Origin of the sequence: Leptolyngbya sp. BL0902 (assembly GCF_016403105.1) — a bacterium.
Lineage (GTDB): Bacteria > Cyanobacteriota > Cyanobacteriia > Phormidesmidales > Phormidesmidaceae > Nodosilinea.
The window spans coordinates 2,341,705-2,357,974 of sequence record NZ_CP046155.1; the positions used below are offsets into that span (position 1 = coordinate 2,341,705).

Below are 16,270 nucleotides of genomic sequence, written 5' to 3' on the forward strand. Positions count from 1 at the left end.
AAACAGTTGGTTACTCCTAGGTGGAACGGCTCTGTGACCCAGCAATCTGTGACCCAGCAACTCGATACCCAATTCACCCTAACGATTAACGGAGAACCTGTCTCCGTCAAAGCCCTTTCTCCGGCGATGACCTTGCTGGAATACCTGCGCCTGAGCGGACGAGCAGGCACCAAAGAAGGCTGCGGCGATGGCGACTGCGGCGCTTGCACCGTGGCGATCATTGGCGAAGGGGCCGATGGCACCCCCCACTATCAGGCGGTGAATAGCTGCCTGATTCCCCTCGGTGCGGTGGCGGGGCGACAGGTGTTTACGGCGGATGGCATTGCCCAGTGCCGCATTCCCAAAAGCCCCCTGGTGAAAGAACCCGTCACCCTAGAGCAGTTGCACCCCGTCCAATCGGCGATGGTGGAAACGGGCGGTTCCCAGTGCGGCTACTGCACTCCCGGCTTCATCATGAGCTTGTTTGCCGCCTACTACAACGGTGGGCCGGATGACCTCTCGGTGGAGGGCAACCTCTGTCGCTGCACGGGCTATATTCCCATCCGGCGGGCGGCGGCGATGGTGGCGGCGGAAACCCCCCAGGACAGCTTTTCAGAACAGTTGGTGTCAGCCTCCACGGAACTATCTCCCCTGGCCTACACCGGACACGAAGAACAGTTCTATCGGCCCGATTCCCTGACCGAAGTGCTGGAACTGCTGCAACAGTATCCCACCGCTACCCTGGTTGCTGGGGCTACGGATCTCGGCCTAGAAATGAGCTGGCATCGACAGCATTACCCGATTCTGATTTCCTTGGAAGCTGTCACGGAACTAAAGCAGGTTCACAACACCCCCGACTTTGTGGAAATTGGTGCAGCCGTTCCCCTCAGCCACATCGAAACCAACCTGCACGGCATTTTCCCCAGCCTGGACGAGATGATCCACTGGTTCGCGGCGCGGCAGGTGCGCAACCGGGCCACTCTGGGCGGCAACATCGGCACCGCTTCCCCCATTGGCGACCTGCCCCCGGTGCTGCTGTCGTTGGATGCCACCCTGAAGCTGGCTGGCCCCAGCGGCGAACGGGTGATGCCCCTGGCGAATTTCTTCCTGGGCTATCGCCAAACCCAACTGCAAGCGGGCGAGGTGATTGTCTCCGTCACCATTCCCAAGGCGACCACCCCCGGCACAGATCGGCGGCTGGCCCAGTCCTACAAAATCGGCAAACGGGGCACCGACGACATCAGCATCGTCGCCGCCGCCTTCCTGGTGGATGTGGATGCCAACAACCAAATCCTCCACGCCCGTCTGGGCTACGGGGGAGTGGCTGCTACCCCAGCCAGAGCGACCGAGGCCGAAGCATTCCTCGTCGGCAAGCCCTGGAACCACAGCACCATCCAAGCCGCGAAAACCATCCTGCAAGAAGCCTTTACGCCGTTGACCGACCTGCGGGGCAGCGCTGAGTACCGCAAGCGCCTAGTCGTGAATTTGTTTGAGAAGTTCTTCTCAGAATTCCCGTAGCAGCCCTCACCCCCAGCCCCTCTCCCAGAGAGGAGAGGGGAGCCGGAACCCAACCACCGTCCTACTTTCTCTTTACCCCTTATCCCCCTCAACCCAGTCCCCAAAACGAGGTAAGCCCCCATGAGTCCAGTCGGAACACGCAAGAGCCACGAAAGTGCCGCCGCCCACGTTAGCGGTACGGCAGTGTATACCGATGATCAGCGGGAACCGTTGGGGATGTTGTCGCTGTTTCCGGTGATTTCGCCCCACACCCACGCCAAAATTACCAAGCTCGACCCCAGTCCGGCCCTGAAGATGGCGGGTTGCGTGACGGTGCTGACCGCCGCCGATGTGCCGGGGGAGAACAACACCGGGGTGATCGTCCACGACGAAATTTTGTTGCCTACCGATGAGGTCTACTACTACGGCCAAGTGGTGGCCTGGGCGGTGGGGGAAACCGAGGCGGCAGCACGGGAAGCGGCGGGTAAGGTGGTGGTTGAATATGAACCCCTGCCTGCGTTGAAGACCGTGCAGGAAGCGATTGCCGCCAGCAGCTACCACAACGATCCCCAGTTCATTCGGCGGGGGGATGCGGACGCGGCCCTGGCCTCGGCTCTCCACACCTTCTCCGGTGAGGTGGAGGTTGGTGCCCAAGACCACTTCTACCTCGAAACCCAAACCAGTTGGGTGGTGCCCGATGGCGAGGGCAATTTGCAGGTGTTCGCCTCCACCCAGCACCCCACCGAAACCCAGGAGATTGTGGCGCGGGTCTTGGGCCTGTCGAAAAATCAGGTGGTTTGTACCTGTCTGCGCATGGGCGGGGCCTTTGGCGGCAAGGAATCCCAGGCGAATCCCTTTGCGGCGGCGGCAGCGTTGGCCACCTACAAAACGGGTCGTCCGGCCAGGGTGCGGCTGCGGCGGCACCACGATATGTTGATCACCGGGAAGCGCCACGGGTTTTTGAACCAGTACGAGGTCGGCTTTGATAACGAGGGCAAAATTCTGGCCATGAAGGCGCTGCTGGTGGCCGATGGCGGCTGGAGCCTTGACCTGTCGCCCCCGGTGCTGGCGCGGGCCATGCTCCATGTGGACAACGCCTATTACATCCCCAACCTGGAGGTGGAGGGGCGGATCGCCAAGACGAATCGGGTATCGAACACCGCCTACCGGGGCTTTGGCGGGCCGCAGGGGATGATTGTGGCGGAGGAAGTGGTAGACCGCATCGCCCGTACTCTAAACCTGCCGCCGGATGTGGTGCGCGAACGCAACTTCTACCACGGCACCGGAGAAACCAGCACCACCCACTACAGCCAGGAAATCGTCGATAACCGCATCGCCCGCGTGTGGCAAGAGGCCAAGGCGAACTCCAACTACGAGGCTCGACAGGCGGAAATCGCCGCCTTTAACGCCAGCAGCCCCTACAAAAAGCGGGGGCTGGCCATCACCCCCGTTAAGTTCGGCATTTCCTTCAACAAGGTGATGTATAACCAGGCCGGATCCCTGGTGCTGATCTACACCGACGGCAGCATTCAGCTTAACCACGGCGGCACCGAAATGGGCCAAGGCTTGCACACCAAGATGATCCAAGTCGCCGCCAAAGCCCTGGGGGTCAACATCGACCGCATTCGCATGATGCACACCAGCACCGACAAAGTGCCCAACACCTCCGCCACCGCCGCCTCTAGCGGATCTGACCTGAATGGCCAAGCGGTGAAAAATGCCTGCGAAATCCTGCGGGATCGCCTTGCGGCGGTGGCGGTGCGGATGCTGAACCTGGACGCCCCCGAAGACATGGTGTTTGAGGACGACTGGATCTACTGCCGCACCTACCCCAGCGCCCGCATTTCCTTTGATGAAGTGGTGAAACAAACCTACAGCGAACGGATCAGCCTTGCCGCCACGGGCTTCTACCGCACCCCCAACATTTTCTGGGATCCCAAGCTGGGTAAGGGTCGCCCCTTCTACTATTTCGCCTACGGTGCGGCGGTTTCTGAAGTGGAAGTCGATGGCTTTACGGGCACCTTCAAGCTGCGCCAGGTGGATATCGTCCACGATGTCGGCGAATCCCTCAACCCCTTGGTGGATAAGGGGCAGATCGAAGGCGGCTTTGTCCAGGGCATGGGCTGGCTGACCATGGAAGAACTGGTATGGGATGGCGAGGGTCGCCTTCGCACCTTTGCCCCCAGCACCTACAAAATCCCCACCATCAGCGAAATTCCCGAAAACTTCACCGTCCACTTGCTGGAACGGGCTGCTCAAGATGGCGTCATCTACGGCAGCAAAGCCGTGGGAGAACCACCCTTCATGCTGGCCATGTCCGTCCGAGAAGCCATCCGCGCCGCCGTTGCCGCCTTTGGCGATGCCGACTATGTGCCCCTGGGCCTACCCGCTACGCCGGAGGCGACCCTGTGGGCCATTGAAGGGGTGCGCGAAGCCAGCCGGGAAGCCCAGCCCGTGGGTTTCTGAACTATCTACGACTCACCCAAGGACGCCTTGGCTAGGAGAGCTTTCATCGGCGCGATGACTGGCGCTGGAGGGGGTTCATCAGTTCGTTTAGGCCCTCGCCCACCAGGGAAAGCCCCGTCACCATTAGGGTCAGGGCTAAGCCAGGGAAGAGCGCAGGCCACCAAAGGCCCGTGGGCAGCGCATCGAGGGCTTGGCGAATGTCGGCTCCCCATTCTGGCACCTGCTCTGGCAAACCGAGGCCCAAAAAGCCCAGCCCCCCCAACACCAGGATGGCATCGGCGGCGTTGAGGGTAAACAGCACGGGCACGCTTTGAATCACGTTGAGAAACAGGTAGCGGCTCAGCACCGTCCAAGGATCGGCCCCCATGGCCTGGGCGGCTTCAATGAATAGCTCTGTTTTCACGCTGACGGTGTGATTCCGCACCACACGGTAATACTGGGGAATGTAGGCAATGCTGAGGGCGATGGCCGCATTGACCACCCCGCGCCCCACCACAAAGGCCAGCGTCACCGACAGCAGTAGACCGGGCAGGGTGTAGATCGTATCCATGAAAAACACCAGGGCTCGGTCTAGCCGCCCGCCCAAATAGCCGCTCACCATCCCCAAGGGCACCCCAATCACCACACTCAGGGCCGTGGCCAGCAACACCACCTGCCACGCCGCCCGACTGCCGAAGAGGGTACGGGCAAAGATGTCGTAGCCTTGGCGGGTGGTGCCAAACCAGTGCTCGGCCCCCGGCGGCTGGTGGATGGGGTTTTGCAGGGCCGTGGTGGGGTCTTGCAGCCAGCCCCAGCCCTGCATCAGCGGAGCCGACAGGGCAACGACCACAAACCCCAGGGTGATCACCAGGCCCGCCACCATTAGCGTATTGGAGACCGTAGCCTTGGAACCAAACAGCGGCAGCGCCAAACGGGGACGGGGAGTAACGGCCATGGGTTTGCAAAGAAGGGCGACCCCTATTATGCCAGAGGGGTGGGGACGGAAGGCGGGAGTGGGGAATTGGGAGTGGGGAGTCGGGGCTGTCATAATGGGGCTAGAGCCGCAAGGTAGCCTGACGCACTGCATGTTGTCAGCAAATCCAGTGGATACCCAAGACGATGCTGTTTTGGAGGACGTGATGAGCCCCAACACCATACCAACGACGCCAGCCGCCGCTGACATCCTCGCCCAGGCTGCTGAGATCCACGGGCAAAAGCCTCCTGCTGCCGAGGTGGTTCAGGCACTGCTGGATGCCGAACGGGCCGCAAAGCACCCCCGTCCGTCCCTAGCCGTGGATGCCTTGCTGGGGCGCTGGCAATTACGATTTACCGCACCCAATAAACCCGCCTACAAAGCCGGAATCCCCGTCGGCAAGGGCTTCTACTGGCCTACTCTCTTTCCTGGCACCATCACCTTCAGTCGTTCTGTCCAGTCCCCCAATTCAGACGCCACCCCTGTCGATTCTGGCTCCCCAAATACCACCCCAGACGACGCCCTCACCATCGAGAACCAAATTCAGCTTGGCCCCCTTGCCCTACGCTTCAGCGGCCCCGCCAAATTTTTGCCCAAGCAAAACCTGCTGGCCTTTGATTTTGTTCAGGTTCAGCTTTGGGTGGGCCGTCTGTGCCTGCTGAAACTGCCCATCAAGGGCCGCGCCGGAGCCGCAAATTTCGCCACGACCTCCATTGCCAAACTGCCCTTCTTCGCCTTTTTTGCCGCCACCCCTCAATACCTCGCCGCCCGTGGCCGAGGGGGAGGGCTGGCCCTTTGGGTTAATTGACCTGGCGCAGCGATTCCTGTGGCTCAGCCGCAGGGTGGCGTTGCCCCATTTGCACCTGCCACAGGCTGGCGTAGATGCCCTGGTGAGAGAGCAATTCCTCATGGGTGCCAGATTCCACCAGTTGGCCGTCTTCCATCACATAGATGCGGTGGGCGTTGCGGATGGTGGAGAGGCGGTGGGCAATGGCGATGGTCGTGCGGTTTTGGGTGATGGTGTCGAGGGAGCGCTGGATGGCGGCTTCGGTTTCGTTATCCACCGCTGAGGTGGCTTCATCGAGCACCAGGATAGGCGGATTTTTGAGGATGGCCCTGGCGATGGCGATGCGTTGGCGTTGGCCACCGGAGAGCTTTTGGCCCCGTTCGCCGACCAGGGTATCGTAGCCCTGGGGGAGGGCTTGGATGAAGTCGTGGGCCTCGGCTAGTTTGGCGGCGTGGATAATCTCCTCCCTAGTGGCGGCGAAGGTACCGTAGGTAATGTTTTCGGCCACGGTGCCGTGGAACAGAAACACATCCTGGCTGACCAGGCCAATGCCCCGGCGCAGGTCGGTAGGGTTGATGTCGCGGATATCCACCCCATCGAGGACGATCTGGCCCTGGCTGACATCGTAGAACCGTAGCAGCAGTTTGACCAGGGTGCTTTTGCCCGATCCGGTGGAGCCAACGATGGCGATGGTTTGCCCAGCGGGCACTTTCAGGGTCAGGTTTTCTACCACGGGGGGACGGTCGGGGTAGGCAAAGCGGACGTTCTCGAAGCGGATTTCGCCTTTGATTTCGCTGACGGGCACCCGCAAAGATCCAGGCGTAAGGACAATCGGGGCATCCAGCAAATCCATCACCCGATTCGTCGAAGCCATGGCCCGCTGGTATTGGTCGAAGGTTTCGCCCAGGCGGGTCAGGGGCCAGAGCAACCGCTGGGTGAGGAAGACCAGGACACTGTAGGTGCCGACGGCCATTTGTCCGGCCACGGTGGCCAAGCCGCCATAGACCAGGGTGGCGGTAAAGCCAAACAGGATGAGGACGCGAATCAGCGGAATAAACAACGCACTAAGGGCAATGGCCCGCTGGTTGCTGAGGCGATAGGCTTCGCTTTCGGCCTGGATGCGCTGGATTTCGTAGTCTTCGGCGGTGAAGCTTTTGATCGTCACCATGCCGCTGAGGTTGTTCGACAGGCGGCTATTCAGCAGGCTGACTTTTTCCCGCACGTCGGCATAGCGGGGGGCCAGCTTGTTTTGAAAGGCCACCGCCCCCCAGACAATCACAGGCATCGGCAACATCGCCAGCCAGGCCACCTGGGGAGCCAGCACAAAAAACGCACCGCCAATCAAAATCACCGTCGTAATTACCTGGAGGACTTCGTTCGCCCCTCGATCCAAAAACCGCTCTAGCTGGTTGATGTCGTCGTTCAGCACCGCCATCAGTCGGCCACTGCTGCGGTCTTCAAAGTAGACCATATCGAGGCTTTGCAGGTGGGCGTAGGCCTCCACCCGCAGATCTTTTTGGATGGATTGGGCCAGGTTGCGCCACAGCACATCGTAGGCGTACTCAAAGGTCGATTCCAGCCCCCAGATCACCACCGTCAGCAGCGTCAGCGCCACAAACTGCCCCGTAATGGAGGTGATGCCCCACTGGGCAATCCAAGAATCCTGCTGTTGCACCACCACATCCACCGCCAAACCAATCAACACCGGGGGCGCGAGGTCGAAGGTTTTGTTTAGCACCGAGCACAGGCTGGCCAGCCACACCCGGCGGCGATACTGACGGCCATAGCGCAACAGGCGGCTGAGGGGATGGGGCGGACGAGCAGGGGATGACATGGTAGAACGACGATGAGAGCAGGTTTCTTCACGATAGAGTTGCACTTACCAGGTTGCAACCAACCCCATGATTTCCACCAGGCTAATAGCGGTGCCGAACAGCGGCCAGGTTTGCCCTGCTAGATTAAAAAAATGCCGTCGGCTAAGGTGAGAGGCATCTGTTTGAGAAATCGCTTGAACCCTCGACCACAGCGATCTCAGGGTGGGCTATGGCCGCAGCCCATAGACTATGATCAGCCTAGGGTCAAAGGGGGATCATCGATGCTGACGCGATACATTCAAACGGCCATGCAGCAAGCGGTTTATGAATTGCTAGACGATGGCACCTTCTACGGAGAGATCCCGGCCTGCCCAGGGGTGATGGGGAACGCGACAACCCTAGAGAACTGTCGCGAAGACTTACAAAGCGCCTTGGAGGAATGGCTGATTTTGGGGCTGCGCTTGGGGCATACCCTACCCATCCTCGATGGCATCGATATCAATCCGGTGATGGGTGAGGTGGCCTGATGCCCGCCTATGGCCCCATCAAGCGCAGCGACTTGCTCCAATCGCTCAAGCGCATGGGCTTCGATGGCCCTTACTCTGGCGGCAAGCATCAATTCATGGTTAAGGCAGGATTGAGACTCACCATCCCGAATCCCCACCAGGGAGACATTAGCAGAGTTCTCCTGGCCAAGATTCTTCGCCAAGCCCAAATCAGCCGTGAAGATTGGGAACGGTTGGACTAATGGGTCAAACTTGCCTCTGTCAAAGGGTAGCAATTAGGCCAATCACCCCCGCCAGGGCCAAGTAATACACCACAATGGGCAGCAGTTGGCGAATGAGGATACCCTCTCGACCCAAGAGGCCCACGGTAGCGGCGGCGGCGACCACGTTCGAGACGCAGATCACATTTCCTGCCGAAGCGCCCACGGTTTGCAGGGCCAAAATCCAGTCGGGGGCTTTGCCGATGCTATCGGCCACACCGAACTGAAACAGGGAAAACATCATATTGCTGACGGTGACACTGCCCGCCACAAAGGCCCCCACCAGGCCAATGATGGCGGCGAACAGGGGCCAGGTTTGCCCTGCCAAGTCAGAAATGCCGTCGGCCAAGGTGAGGGGCATACTGCTGAGGTTGGCCCCGTTGGTGTCGGTGTTGATGAACACCCGCGCCATCAGCACAGCAGAACCGAGGGCAAGGGCAGTTTTTTGCAGCAGCGGCCCAGTCTGGCCCACCGCCTGCTCCATGACCTTCGCCGGAACCCGGTACAGCGCCCAGGTGATGCCAATGACGACGAGGAACAGCGTCGGCGGCAGATAGAGCGGCGTGGTGCTGATGGCGACGGTGGTGCCAAAAATGCTGGGCCAGGTGAGTTTGGCGCTTTGCAGGGTGGCTTTCAGGGGCAGGGTATTCAACCGAGACAGCACCAGAATAATTCCCAACATCACGTAGGGGAGCCACGCCTTCAGCACCGTCATCGAGGCCGGGGGCTGGGCCAAGGTGGGGGCGGCACTGCCCGTCCAGGCATCGGGCCAGGTATCAGACGGCGGAAAATCCCAGGGTTCCTTCGGCTGCAACCAACCCTGCCGGACGACGGTGACGGTGATCAGCAGGCCCACCAAGCCGCCTACCATGGTGGGAAACTCTGGGCCAATGAACAGGGCGGTGAGCAAGTAGGGCACGGTGAAGGCCAGCCCCCCCAGCAGAGAGAACTTCCACAGGTAGGGATCGGCAGGCTTGCGGTTGGGATCGCCAAACAGGCGGGTGAGGGTGGCCACCAGCAGCAAGGGAATGAAGGTGCCGATGATGGCGTGGATAATCCCTGCCCGAACGCCCACCTGGGTAATCGCTTGGGTTAAGGTCAACCCTTGACTAGTGAGCGTGGTATTCACTGCCGGAGACCCGCCCAGCCCCGCTGCCATGCCAAACACCAGCGGCGTGCCCACCGCCCCAAAGGTGGAGGGGGTGCTTTGGATAATCAGCGCCGCCATCACCGCTGCCATGGCCGGAAACCCCACCGCCACCAGCAGCGGCACCGCAATCACTGCCGGAGTGCCAAAGCCGGAAGCGCCTTCAATAAAGCCGCCAAACAACCAGGCAATGATGATCACCTGCACCCGCCGATCCTGGGACAGCCCCAGCAAACTTTGGCGAATCACACTCAGGGCACCGGACCCTTGCAGCACATTCAGCAGCAGCACCGCCCCAAACACGATGTAGAGAATTTCTAGGGCAATCACCGCCCCTTGAATTAGGGCCGCGCCCAGGTAGGCCGGGGGCACCCGCCAGATCAGGCCCGCCACCAGCAGCGTTACCGCCAGGGCTCCGGGCATGGCCTGATCCGCCGGACGACGGGCCACCACCAACAGCAGGAAGACGGTGACAATGGGCAGCAGCGCCACCAAAAAGGCAAGGGTAAGGGGCATAGGTCAGGCCGGAGATGTCACGCAGGTCGTTCAGAAGATTAACTGTAAATCTCCGTAACGACTAGTATTAACTTCTTTATTCTCCAGGAGAATTTTCTAGGCAATCTGAAAACAATAGAAGAAGTTAGGGGAATTTCAGGATTGAGCGGCTAGGGTTAGACCACGTCCTGCCCCCAGTTCAGTCCCAACCGAAATGTCCCCGTGGCCATCGTTTTTGATCGCCCTGCTCCCTGCGGTGCTGTAGTCCGCCTTTGACAATGACCCAAACGCCCCTTTCCCCCATCCAGTCCCTCCGCGCCTTTTCGCCCTTTGACGAACTGCCGGAGGCCGTTCTCACCACCCTGACCCAGTCGGCAACGCCCCTGCGCTACCGGGTGGGACAGCCCATGCTGCGGCGGGAGGTGCTGAGCCAGCAGGTGATCGTCATCCTGGAGGGGCAGGCCCGCCTGTTGGGCTACGATCCGCGCCTTCAGCAGCCCGTCACCCTCCAGCGCCTAGGGCCGGGGGAAGTGGTGGGGGCGATCAGCCTGATTCGGGGCCAGCCCTGCGAGACGGTGATTGCCTCCACGGAAATCGTGGCCCTCAACCTGCCCTCCTACACCTTTTTGCAGTGCCTCAACGACTACCCCAGCTTTGGGGCGGCCCTGCGCGACCACATCTACCCCGTCGAAGCCTTTGACCTGCTCAGCCAGCACGCCGAAAAACAGGCGCTGGATTTGGGCGATATCAAGACCAAGGCTCGCCTGGTGTGCGAGGAATCAGCCATTGTTAACTTCCCCAGCGGGGTGTGCAGCCTGCGGAATTTGGATCCCAACTTGACCTGGATCCTCAGCGGCGGCACGATTTTGAACCAGCCTGTGGGGTCGGCCCTGAAGGTGGATCCCCAGGCCACGGTGGAGGTGATTAGCCCCCAAGGAGCGCGGCTGATTGGCCTCACGCCCACGGTTTTGGCCGAAACCTTCCAAATGGAGGCGGAACCGGAACCGGAGGCGGTCTATCGCCCGGTGGAGGTGCTGGATGTCAACGGCATCCCCTACGCCACCGATGCCCAGATGACGGCCAATGATCGCAATGCCGAAGCCACAGCCAAGGGCGATGGCCGCGCTAGGGGCTACCCCTACGCCAGGGGGCGGGGCCAGGTGGATGGAGCCTTGGCCTGCTTTGATATGCTCAGCCAGCATTTCAAAATGCCCTTCCGTAAGGATGTGATTCGCAAAATTCTGGTCAATCAGCAGGAGCGGGTGGGCTTGTCCATGCCCGTGCTAGGGGGGCTAAGCGAAATGCTGGGGCTGAAGACCCAGTTGGTGCGGGTGCCTGCGGCGGCCTTTAGTCGGTTGAATACGCCCTGTTTAATTCAGTGGCACGAAAGCTTTGCAGTGGTCTACGAAACCTCGGAAAAAGCCTTTATTTTGGGCGATCCCGAAGTCGGGCTGATCCGCCGCACCCCCGAAAGCTTTGCCGACGCCTGGGGCGACAGCGGCGAAGTGCTGCTGATGGAGCCCACCCGCGAAACGCCGCAGCAAAAGTTTGGCCTGCAATGGTTCTGGCCCTCCATCGTCAAGTACAAATGGGTGCTGATGGAGGTGTTCATCGCCTCGTTCTTTGTGCAGCTCTTTGGCTTGGCCAACCCGCTGATGATCCAAATCATCATCGACAAGGTGATCGTGCAAAACAGCATCGACACCCTGCAAGTGCTGGGCATTTTTCTGGTGATTGTGGCGGTGTTTGAGGCGCTGCTCAGCAGTTTACGAACGTATCTGTTCGTGGACACCACCAACCGCATCGACATGACCCTGGGGTCGGAAATCATCGACCACCTGTTCCGTCTGCCCCTGCGGTATTTTGACAAACGCCCCGTGGGGGAACTCTCCAGCCGGATTAACGAGCTGGAAAATATCCGATCCTTCCTCACCGGGACGGCCCTCACCGTGGTGCTGGATGCGGTGTTTTCCGTGGTCTACATCGTGGTGATGTTCATCTATAGCTGGCTGCTTACCCTGGTGGCCCTAGCGACGATTCCGCTGTTTGTGGCGGTGACGATGCTGGCCGCCCCCATTGTGCGGCGGCAACTGCGGGTGAAGGCGGAACGCAACGCCGCCACCCAGGCGCTCTTGGTAGAATCCCTCTCCGGCATCCAAACGGTGAAGGCCCAAAACATTGAGCTACGCACCCGCTGGAAGTGGCAGGAACGCTACGCCGAATACGTCAGCGCTGGGTTTAATACGGTGCTCACCTCCACCACCGCCAACAGCGCCAGCAATTTTTTGAACAAACTCTCGGCCCTGCTGGTGCTGTGGGTGGGGGCCTACCTGGTGCTGAAGGGCGAGCTTACCCTAGGTCAGCTGATCGCCTTTCGGATTATTTCCGGCTATGTGACTGCGCCGATTTTGCGCCTCGCCCAGCTCTGGCAAAACTTCCAGGAAACCGCCCTGTCCCTAGAGCGTCTCTCCGACATCATCGACCATCCCCAAGAAACCGACGTCCACGACGCCCAGCAAATCCCGATGCCGGACATTGTGGGCCAAGTCAGCTTTGAGAATGTGGCCTTCCGGTTTGGTCCCTCCGGCCCCATGCAGTTGGTCAACATCAACCTGGAGTTTCCCTCCGGCATCTTCATCGGCATCGTCGGCCAAAGCGGCTCCGGCAAAAGTACCCTGATGAAGCTGCTGCCTCGGCTGTACGAAGTGGAATCGGGCCGCATCCTGATCGACCAGTACGACATCAGCAAAGTGGAACTGCATTCCCTGCGGCGGCAGATTGGCATTGTGCCCCAGGACAGCCTGCTGTTTGAGGGCACCATCCAGGAAAACATCTCCCTCACCAACCCCAACGCCGACGCCAAGGCCATCCTAGAAGCCGCTCGCATTGCCTGCTGCCACGACTTCATCATGGAACTGCCCCTCGGCTACAACACCCGCATCGGCGAACGGGGGGCCAGTCTCTCCGGGGGCCAACGCCAGCGTATCGCCATCGCCCGCACCATCCTGCAAAACCCCCGCCTGCTGATTATGGACGAGGCCACCAGCGCCCTCGACTACGACACCGAGCACCAGGTTTCCCTCAACCTCCATGCCTGGGCCAAGGGGCGCACCGTGTTCTTCATCACCCACCGACTGAACACCATCAAACAGGCCGACCAAATCCTGGTGATGGATCAGGGTTCCGCCGTGGAACAGGGCACCCACCGGGAACTGATGGAACTCCAAGGCCGCTACTACACCCTCTATCAGCAGCAGTCCAGCATGATGTAGCCCTCACCCCCAGCCCCTAATCCCCGCTCCCCACTCCCCACTCCTTCATTCCCCCCAAACGCCATGGTACGCATCCAAGCCTTCCCCCCCGGTCAACAGCCCAACGGCAGCAGCCCCAATGGTCACAACGGCCATAGCCCTAATGGCCATAGCCCCAATGGCCATAGTGGCGATGCGGTGCTGTCTACCACGCCTTCGCGGCAGCTAGAGACCTTTGATAAGCCCGTGATTTTGCGTCAGTCGCCCCGGTGGTCGCGGGCGGTGGTGTGGAGCATTGTGGGTGTCACCACGGCCACTGTGGCCTGGTCGTTTTTGGCGAAGTTCGAGCAGGCGATTCCGGCCCAGGGCAAGCTCGAACCCCAGGCGATGGTGCAGCCCGTCCAGGCTCCGGTGGGGGGCGTGGTGCAGCAGGTGCATGTGCAGGAAGGGCAGGCGGTGCAGCGGGGCGATTTGTTGATCAGCCTCGATCCCCGCACCAGTCAGGCCCAGTTGGCGTCTCTCCAGGCTATTCAGACCAAGATTAACGAGGAAAACGCCTTCTATCGGTCGCAACTGGCGGATCAGACGGGGGTGGCGGCTCCGGCGGAAATTTCCCCTAGCCTGGTGCAGCTCACCAGTAATCGCTCGGCCCTGATGGCCGAAAACGCCCTCTACCGCGCCCAACTGGCCGGAGACACCACCGGGGCCAGCCTCAGCCCCGCCCAGCGAGAACGCCTGCAAGCGGCCAACGCCGACCTCGATTCTCGCCTCAGCATTGCCCGCCTAGAGGTGGAGCAGTTCAAACGTCAGCTCACCCAAACCCAGGCCCAACTGGCCAACGCGCGACAGGATTTAGCCCTCAACCAAGACATTCTGATTCGGGTACAAAGCCTGCAATCTGAGGGCGGGATCGGCGAAATTCCGCTGTTACAACAGGGCCAAGAGGTGAAGAACAAGCAAACCGAGGTCAACCGCTTGGTGGAAGAAGAACAGCGCTTGATGGTGGCCATTGCCCAGGCCGAAGAAAAATTCCGCAACACCCAAACCACCTCCCAGGATGATCTTCAGCGCCGCATTGCCCTCAACGATAACCAAATTGCCAACATTGACAGTCAGCTCACCAAAACCATCCTAGAAAACGACAAACGCCTGCAAGAGGTAGAAAGCCAAATCACCGAGCTACAGCAAACCCTGGTGTATCAAGAACTACGGGCTCCCATCAACGGCACCGTGTTTAACCTCAAGGCCAACCAACCGGGCTTTGTCACCAATTCCACCGAGCCGATTATGGAGATTGTGCCCGACGATGCCCTAGTGGCGCGGGTATTCATCACCAATCGCGACATTGGTTTTGTGGAGCCGGGAATGCGCGTGGATGTGCGGATTGACTCCTTCCCCTACAGCGAATTTGGCGACGTGAAGGGCACCCTCACCCACATTGGTTCCGATGCCCTCCCCCCCGACCAAATCAACCCCCAATACCGCTTCCCGGCAGATATCACCCTGGAGGAACAGTTCATTGTCATCAATGGCCAACCCGTTCAATTGCAGTCGGGGATGTCCCTCAATGCCAACATCAAAACCCGCCCCAAACGGGTGATTATGATCTTCGCTGACCTGTTCACCCGCAAGATCGACAGCCTCAAGACCGGGCGCTAGGACAGGCCCCGCTGGAGACGCGATGGGTAAGATCTCGCCCCAACAGGGAGTAACCCATCGCCAGCCCCCAGCCATGGCGTTATTCATGGCGCTATGGAGCCCACCCAATGAGGTTGAGGTCGGTGAGCCAGTCGGCCAACCCATTGAGGATAAGCTGCACCCCAATGGCCATCACAAACAGCCCCAGCAGGCGGCTCATGGCCTGGATGCCGCTTGCGCCGAGTATCTTCAGCAGCAGGCTGGAACTGCGAAGGGCCAAAAAAATACTCAGCCCCACCAGGGCAATGGCCGTAGCCGCCGCCAGCAGGTGCAGCACCAGGGGTAAGGACGTAGCTGTGCGGGTTTGGGCCGCTAGGCCAACGGTGACGGCAATCGCTCCCGGCCCCGCCAGTAGAGGAATGGTCATGGGCATAAAGGAAATGTCCCGGTGCTGATCCAATCGTTGGGCGGCGTCTTGGTTATCCACCTGATTGAGTTTAGGGTCGGAGTTCATGGCTTTCCAGGCGGCGTGGAACACCACCATCCCCCCCGCAATGCGCACCACCGCGAGGGAAACCCCGAAAAAGTCGAGCAAGCTGCCGCCAATCAGCAGCGCCCCCACCAGCAGCAGCACCACGTTGCGGGCAATGGTGACGGCATAGCGATGGCGCAGATCCTTGGGAACTCCGGCGGTGAGCACCAAGAAGACAGGCACAGCACCAACCGGATCTACCACCGGAAACAGCGCCGCTATCCCGCCAAGCACGACATCAAAAAAGGGCTGGGCGGTCATGGCATCCATCGGAATTGAGGGCGAGGGCCAAGCGCAGGGCCGTCAAGGGAGTTGGGGATCGACTGGTCATACCTTCAGGTTACTTCCAGGTGCGGTTTTCGAGATCGCGCATTTGTCGCTCTAGGCGATCTAGCCGTCCACGCAGTTCGTCCATTTCGGCCTGGCGGGGCACGCCCAAATCTTGCAGGGTATTGCGAAATAACCGCTGAAACTGGTCTTCGAGGGCGGCATTATTGACATTGAGCTGGGCCATCATGTCATCCATAAAGCCCTTGGCCTGCTCTGGGTTAAATTTGCCCTCCCGCACCCAATCCTCCGTCACCTGCTTCAGCCGCTCGGCCACTAGGGAAGTGGTGCCCACGCCAATCATCAGCAGTTGCCGGAGCAGGTTGTTGGTATCCATAGGTCAAGCTATCCTCCGCGAGGGATGGGGTAAACGCGGGCTTCTGGGCAACCCACGGCTCTATTCTGGCAAAGATTGCGGGATTGCTCAGGTATTGAAAGCCGTACTGTGGGTCAGGGAGAATGGGGAATAGCCTATAGCCCATGTTTCCTTGTCCCAACAGAATCACCGTTGGGGTGGGGATTTTTGGCCCCAGATATGGCCTCATCCAAAGTTGCCGATTCCAGGAATGGTTGCTGTCAGGGAATGACCTAACTCAGGCATTGCCGATCCCAGGAACCG

At 60.2% G+C, this 16,270-nt stretch carries 12 protein-coding genes; 7 read left to right on the plus strand and 5 right to left on the minus strand.

The genetic code is table 11. The features are described 5' to 3' along the window. Window positions 1-33 precede the first annotated feature (33 nt). The gene (gene xdhA / locus GFS31_RS10400) at window positions 34-1,497 is read left to right on the plus strand and encodes a xanthine dehydrogenase small subunit (protein WP_225907376.1); all 1,464 of its coding nucleotides are present in this window, start codon (window positions 34-36) and stop codon (window positions 1,495-1,497) included. Window positions 1,498-1,617: 120 nt separating this feature from the next. Further along, window positions 1,618-3,942 (plus strand): xanthine dehydrogenase molybdopterin binding subunit, encoded by a 2,325-nt coding sequence (gene xdhB / locus GFS31_RS10405; RefSeq protein ID WP_198804767.1) that lies wholly within the window; start codon window positions 1,618-1,620, stop codon window positions 3,940-3,942. Between the two features lie 43 nt (window positions 3,943-3,985). Here xdhB and GFS31_RS10410 read toward each other — a convergent pair whose 3' ends face one another. Further along, on the minus strand, window positions 3,986-4,876 hold the full coding sequence (locus GFS31_RS10410) for an ABC transporter permease (RefSeq protein ID WP_198804768.1): 891 nt from the start codon (window positions 4,874-4,876) through the stop codon (window positions 3,986-3,988). Window positions 4,877-5,006: 130 nt separating this feature from the next. Between GFS31_RS10410 and GFS31_RS10415 the strand changes: the two genes are divergently transcribed. Further along, window positions 5,007-5,702 carry a hypothetical protein gene (locus tag GFS31_RS10415; protein WP_198804769.1) on the plus strand — a complete coding sequence of 232 codons (696 nt, stop codon included), beginning with the start codon at window positions 5,007-5,009 and terminating at the stop codon, window positions 5,700-5,702. On the opposite strand, the gene GFS31_RS10420 is transcribed toward GFS31_RS10415, so the two are convergent. Beyond that, the gene (locus GFS31_RS10420; protein ID WP_198804770.1) at window positions 5,695-7,515 is read right to left on the minus strand and encodes an ABC transporter ATP-binding protein; all 1,821 of its coding nucleotides are present in this window, start codon (window positions 7,513-7,515) and stop codon (window positions 5,695-5,697) included. The two genes, GFS31_RS10415 and GFS31_RS10420, sit on opposite strands and share 8 nt — an antisense overlap. A gap of 261 nt (window positions 7,516-7,776) precedes the next feature. On the opposite strand from GFS31_RS10420, the gene GFS31_RS10425 reads away from it, so the two are divergent. After that, window positions 7,777-8,022, plus strand: coding sequence for a type II toxin-antitoxin system HicB family antitoxin (locus GFS31_RS10425; RefSeq protein WP_198804771.1), 246 nt, complete (start codon window positions 7,777-7,779; stop codon window positions 8,020-8,022). Beyond that, window positions 8,022-8,243, plus strand: a complete 222-nt coding sequence (locus GFS31_RS10430) for a type II toxin-antitoxin system HicA family toxin (RefSeq protein ID WP_198804772.1) — start codon at window positions 8,022-8,024, stop codon at window positions 8,241-8,243. The genes GFS31_RS10425 and GFS31_RS10430 overlap by 1 nt, the downstream gene beginning before the upstream one ends. A gap of 19 nt (window positions 8,244-8,262) precedes the next feature. On the opposite strand, the gene GFS31_RS10435 is transcribed toward GFS31_RS10430, so the two are convergent. Next, window positions 8,263-9,924, minus strand: a complete 1,662-nt coding sequence (locus GFS31_RS10435) for an L-lactate permease (protein ID WP_198804773.1) — start codon at window positions 9,922-9,924, stop codon at window positions 8,263-8,265. Window positions 9,925-10,181: 257 nt separating this feature from the next. Between GFS31_RS10435 and GFS31_RS10440 the strand changes: the two genes are divergently transcribed. Next, the gene (locus GFS31_RS10440; RefSeq protein WP_198804774.1) at window positions 10,182-13,175 is read left to right on the plus strand and encodes a type I secretion system permease/ATPase; all 2,994 of its coding nucleotides are present in this window, start codon (window positions 10,182-10,184) and stop codon (window positions 13,173-13,175) included. A gap of 63 nt (window positions 13,176-13,238) precedes the next feature. Next, window positions 13,239-14,813, plus strand: a complete 1,575-nt coding sequence (locus GFS31_RS10445; RefSeq protein WP_198804775.1) for an HlyD family efflux transporter periplasmic adaptor subunit — start codon at window positions 13,239-13,241, stop codon at window positions 14,811-14,813. Between the two features lie 91 nt (window positions 14,814-14,904). Here the strand turns inward: GFS31_RS10445 and GFS31_RS10450 are convergent, their stop codons facing one another. Both GFS31_RS10450 and GFS31_RS10455 read right to left on the minus strand, forming a co-directional pair. Beyond that, a complete protein-coding gene (locus GFS31_RS10450; protein ID WP_225907377.1) occupies window positions 14,905-15,594 on the minus strand; it encodes a MarC family protein in 690 nt (229 codons plus the stop codon). A gap of 70 nt (window positions 15,595-15,664) precedes the next feature. Next, window positions 15,665-15,988, minus strand: a complete 324-nt coding sequence (locus GFS31_RS10455; protein WP_198804776.1) for a phasin family protein — start codon at window positions 15,986-15,988, stop codon at window positions 15,665-15,667. Between the last annotated feature and the right edge of the window lie 282 nt (window positions 15,989-16,270).

Bases quoted from the DNA above. Each gene is read 5' to 3' on its own strand.
- xdhB (WP_198804767.1), top strand. From the start codon at position 1,618: ATGAGTCCAGTCGGAACACGCAAGAGCCACGAAAGTGCCGCCGCCCAC.
- GFS31_RS10410 (WP_198804768.1), bottom strand. From the start codon at position 4,876: ATGGCCGTTACTCCCCGTCCCCGTTTGGCGCTGCCGCTGTTTGGTTCC.
- GFS31_RS10415 (WP_198804769.1), top strand. From the start codon at position 5,007: ATGTTGTCAGCAAATCCAGTGGATACCCAAGACGATGCTGTTTTGGAG.
- GFS31_RS10420 (WP_198804770.1), bottom strand. From the start codon at position 7,515: ATGTCATCCCCTGCTCGTCCGCCCCATCCCCTCAGCCGCCTGTTGCGC.
- GFS31_RS10425 (WP_198804771.1), top strand. From the start codon at position 7,777: ATGCTGACGCGATACATTCAAACGGCCATGCAGCAAGCGGTTTATGAA.
- GFS31_RS10430 (WP_198804772.1), top strand. From the start codon at position 8,022: ATGCCCGCCTATGGCCCCATCAAGCGCAGCGACTTGCTCCAATCGCTC.
- GFS31_RS10435 (WP_198804773.1), bottom strand. From the start codon at position 9,924: ATGCCCCTTACCCTTGCCTTTTTGGTGGCGCTGCTGCCCATTGTCACC.
- GFS31_RS10440 (WP_198804774.1), top strand. From the start codon at position 10,182: ATGACCCAAACGCCCCTTTCCCCCATCCAGTCCCTCCGCGCCTTTTCG.
- GFS31_RS10445 (WP_198804775.1), top strand. From the start codon at position 13,239: ATGGTACGCATCCAAGCCTTCCCCCCCGGTCAACAGCCCAACGGCAGC.
- GFS31_RS10450 (WP_225907377.1), bottom strand. From the start codon at position 15,594: ATGGATGCCATGACCGCCCAGCCCTTTTTTGATGTCGTGCTTGGCGGG.
- GFS31_RS10455 (WP_198804776.1), bottom strand. From the start codon at position 15,988: ATGGATACCAACAACCTGCTCCGGCAACTGCTGATGATTGGCGTGGGC.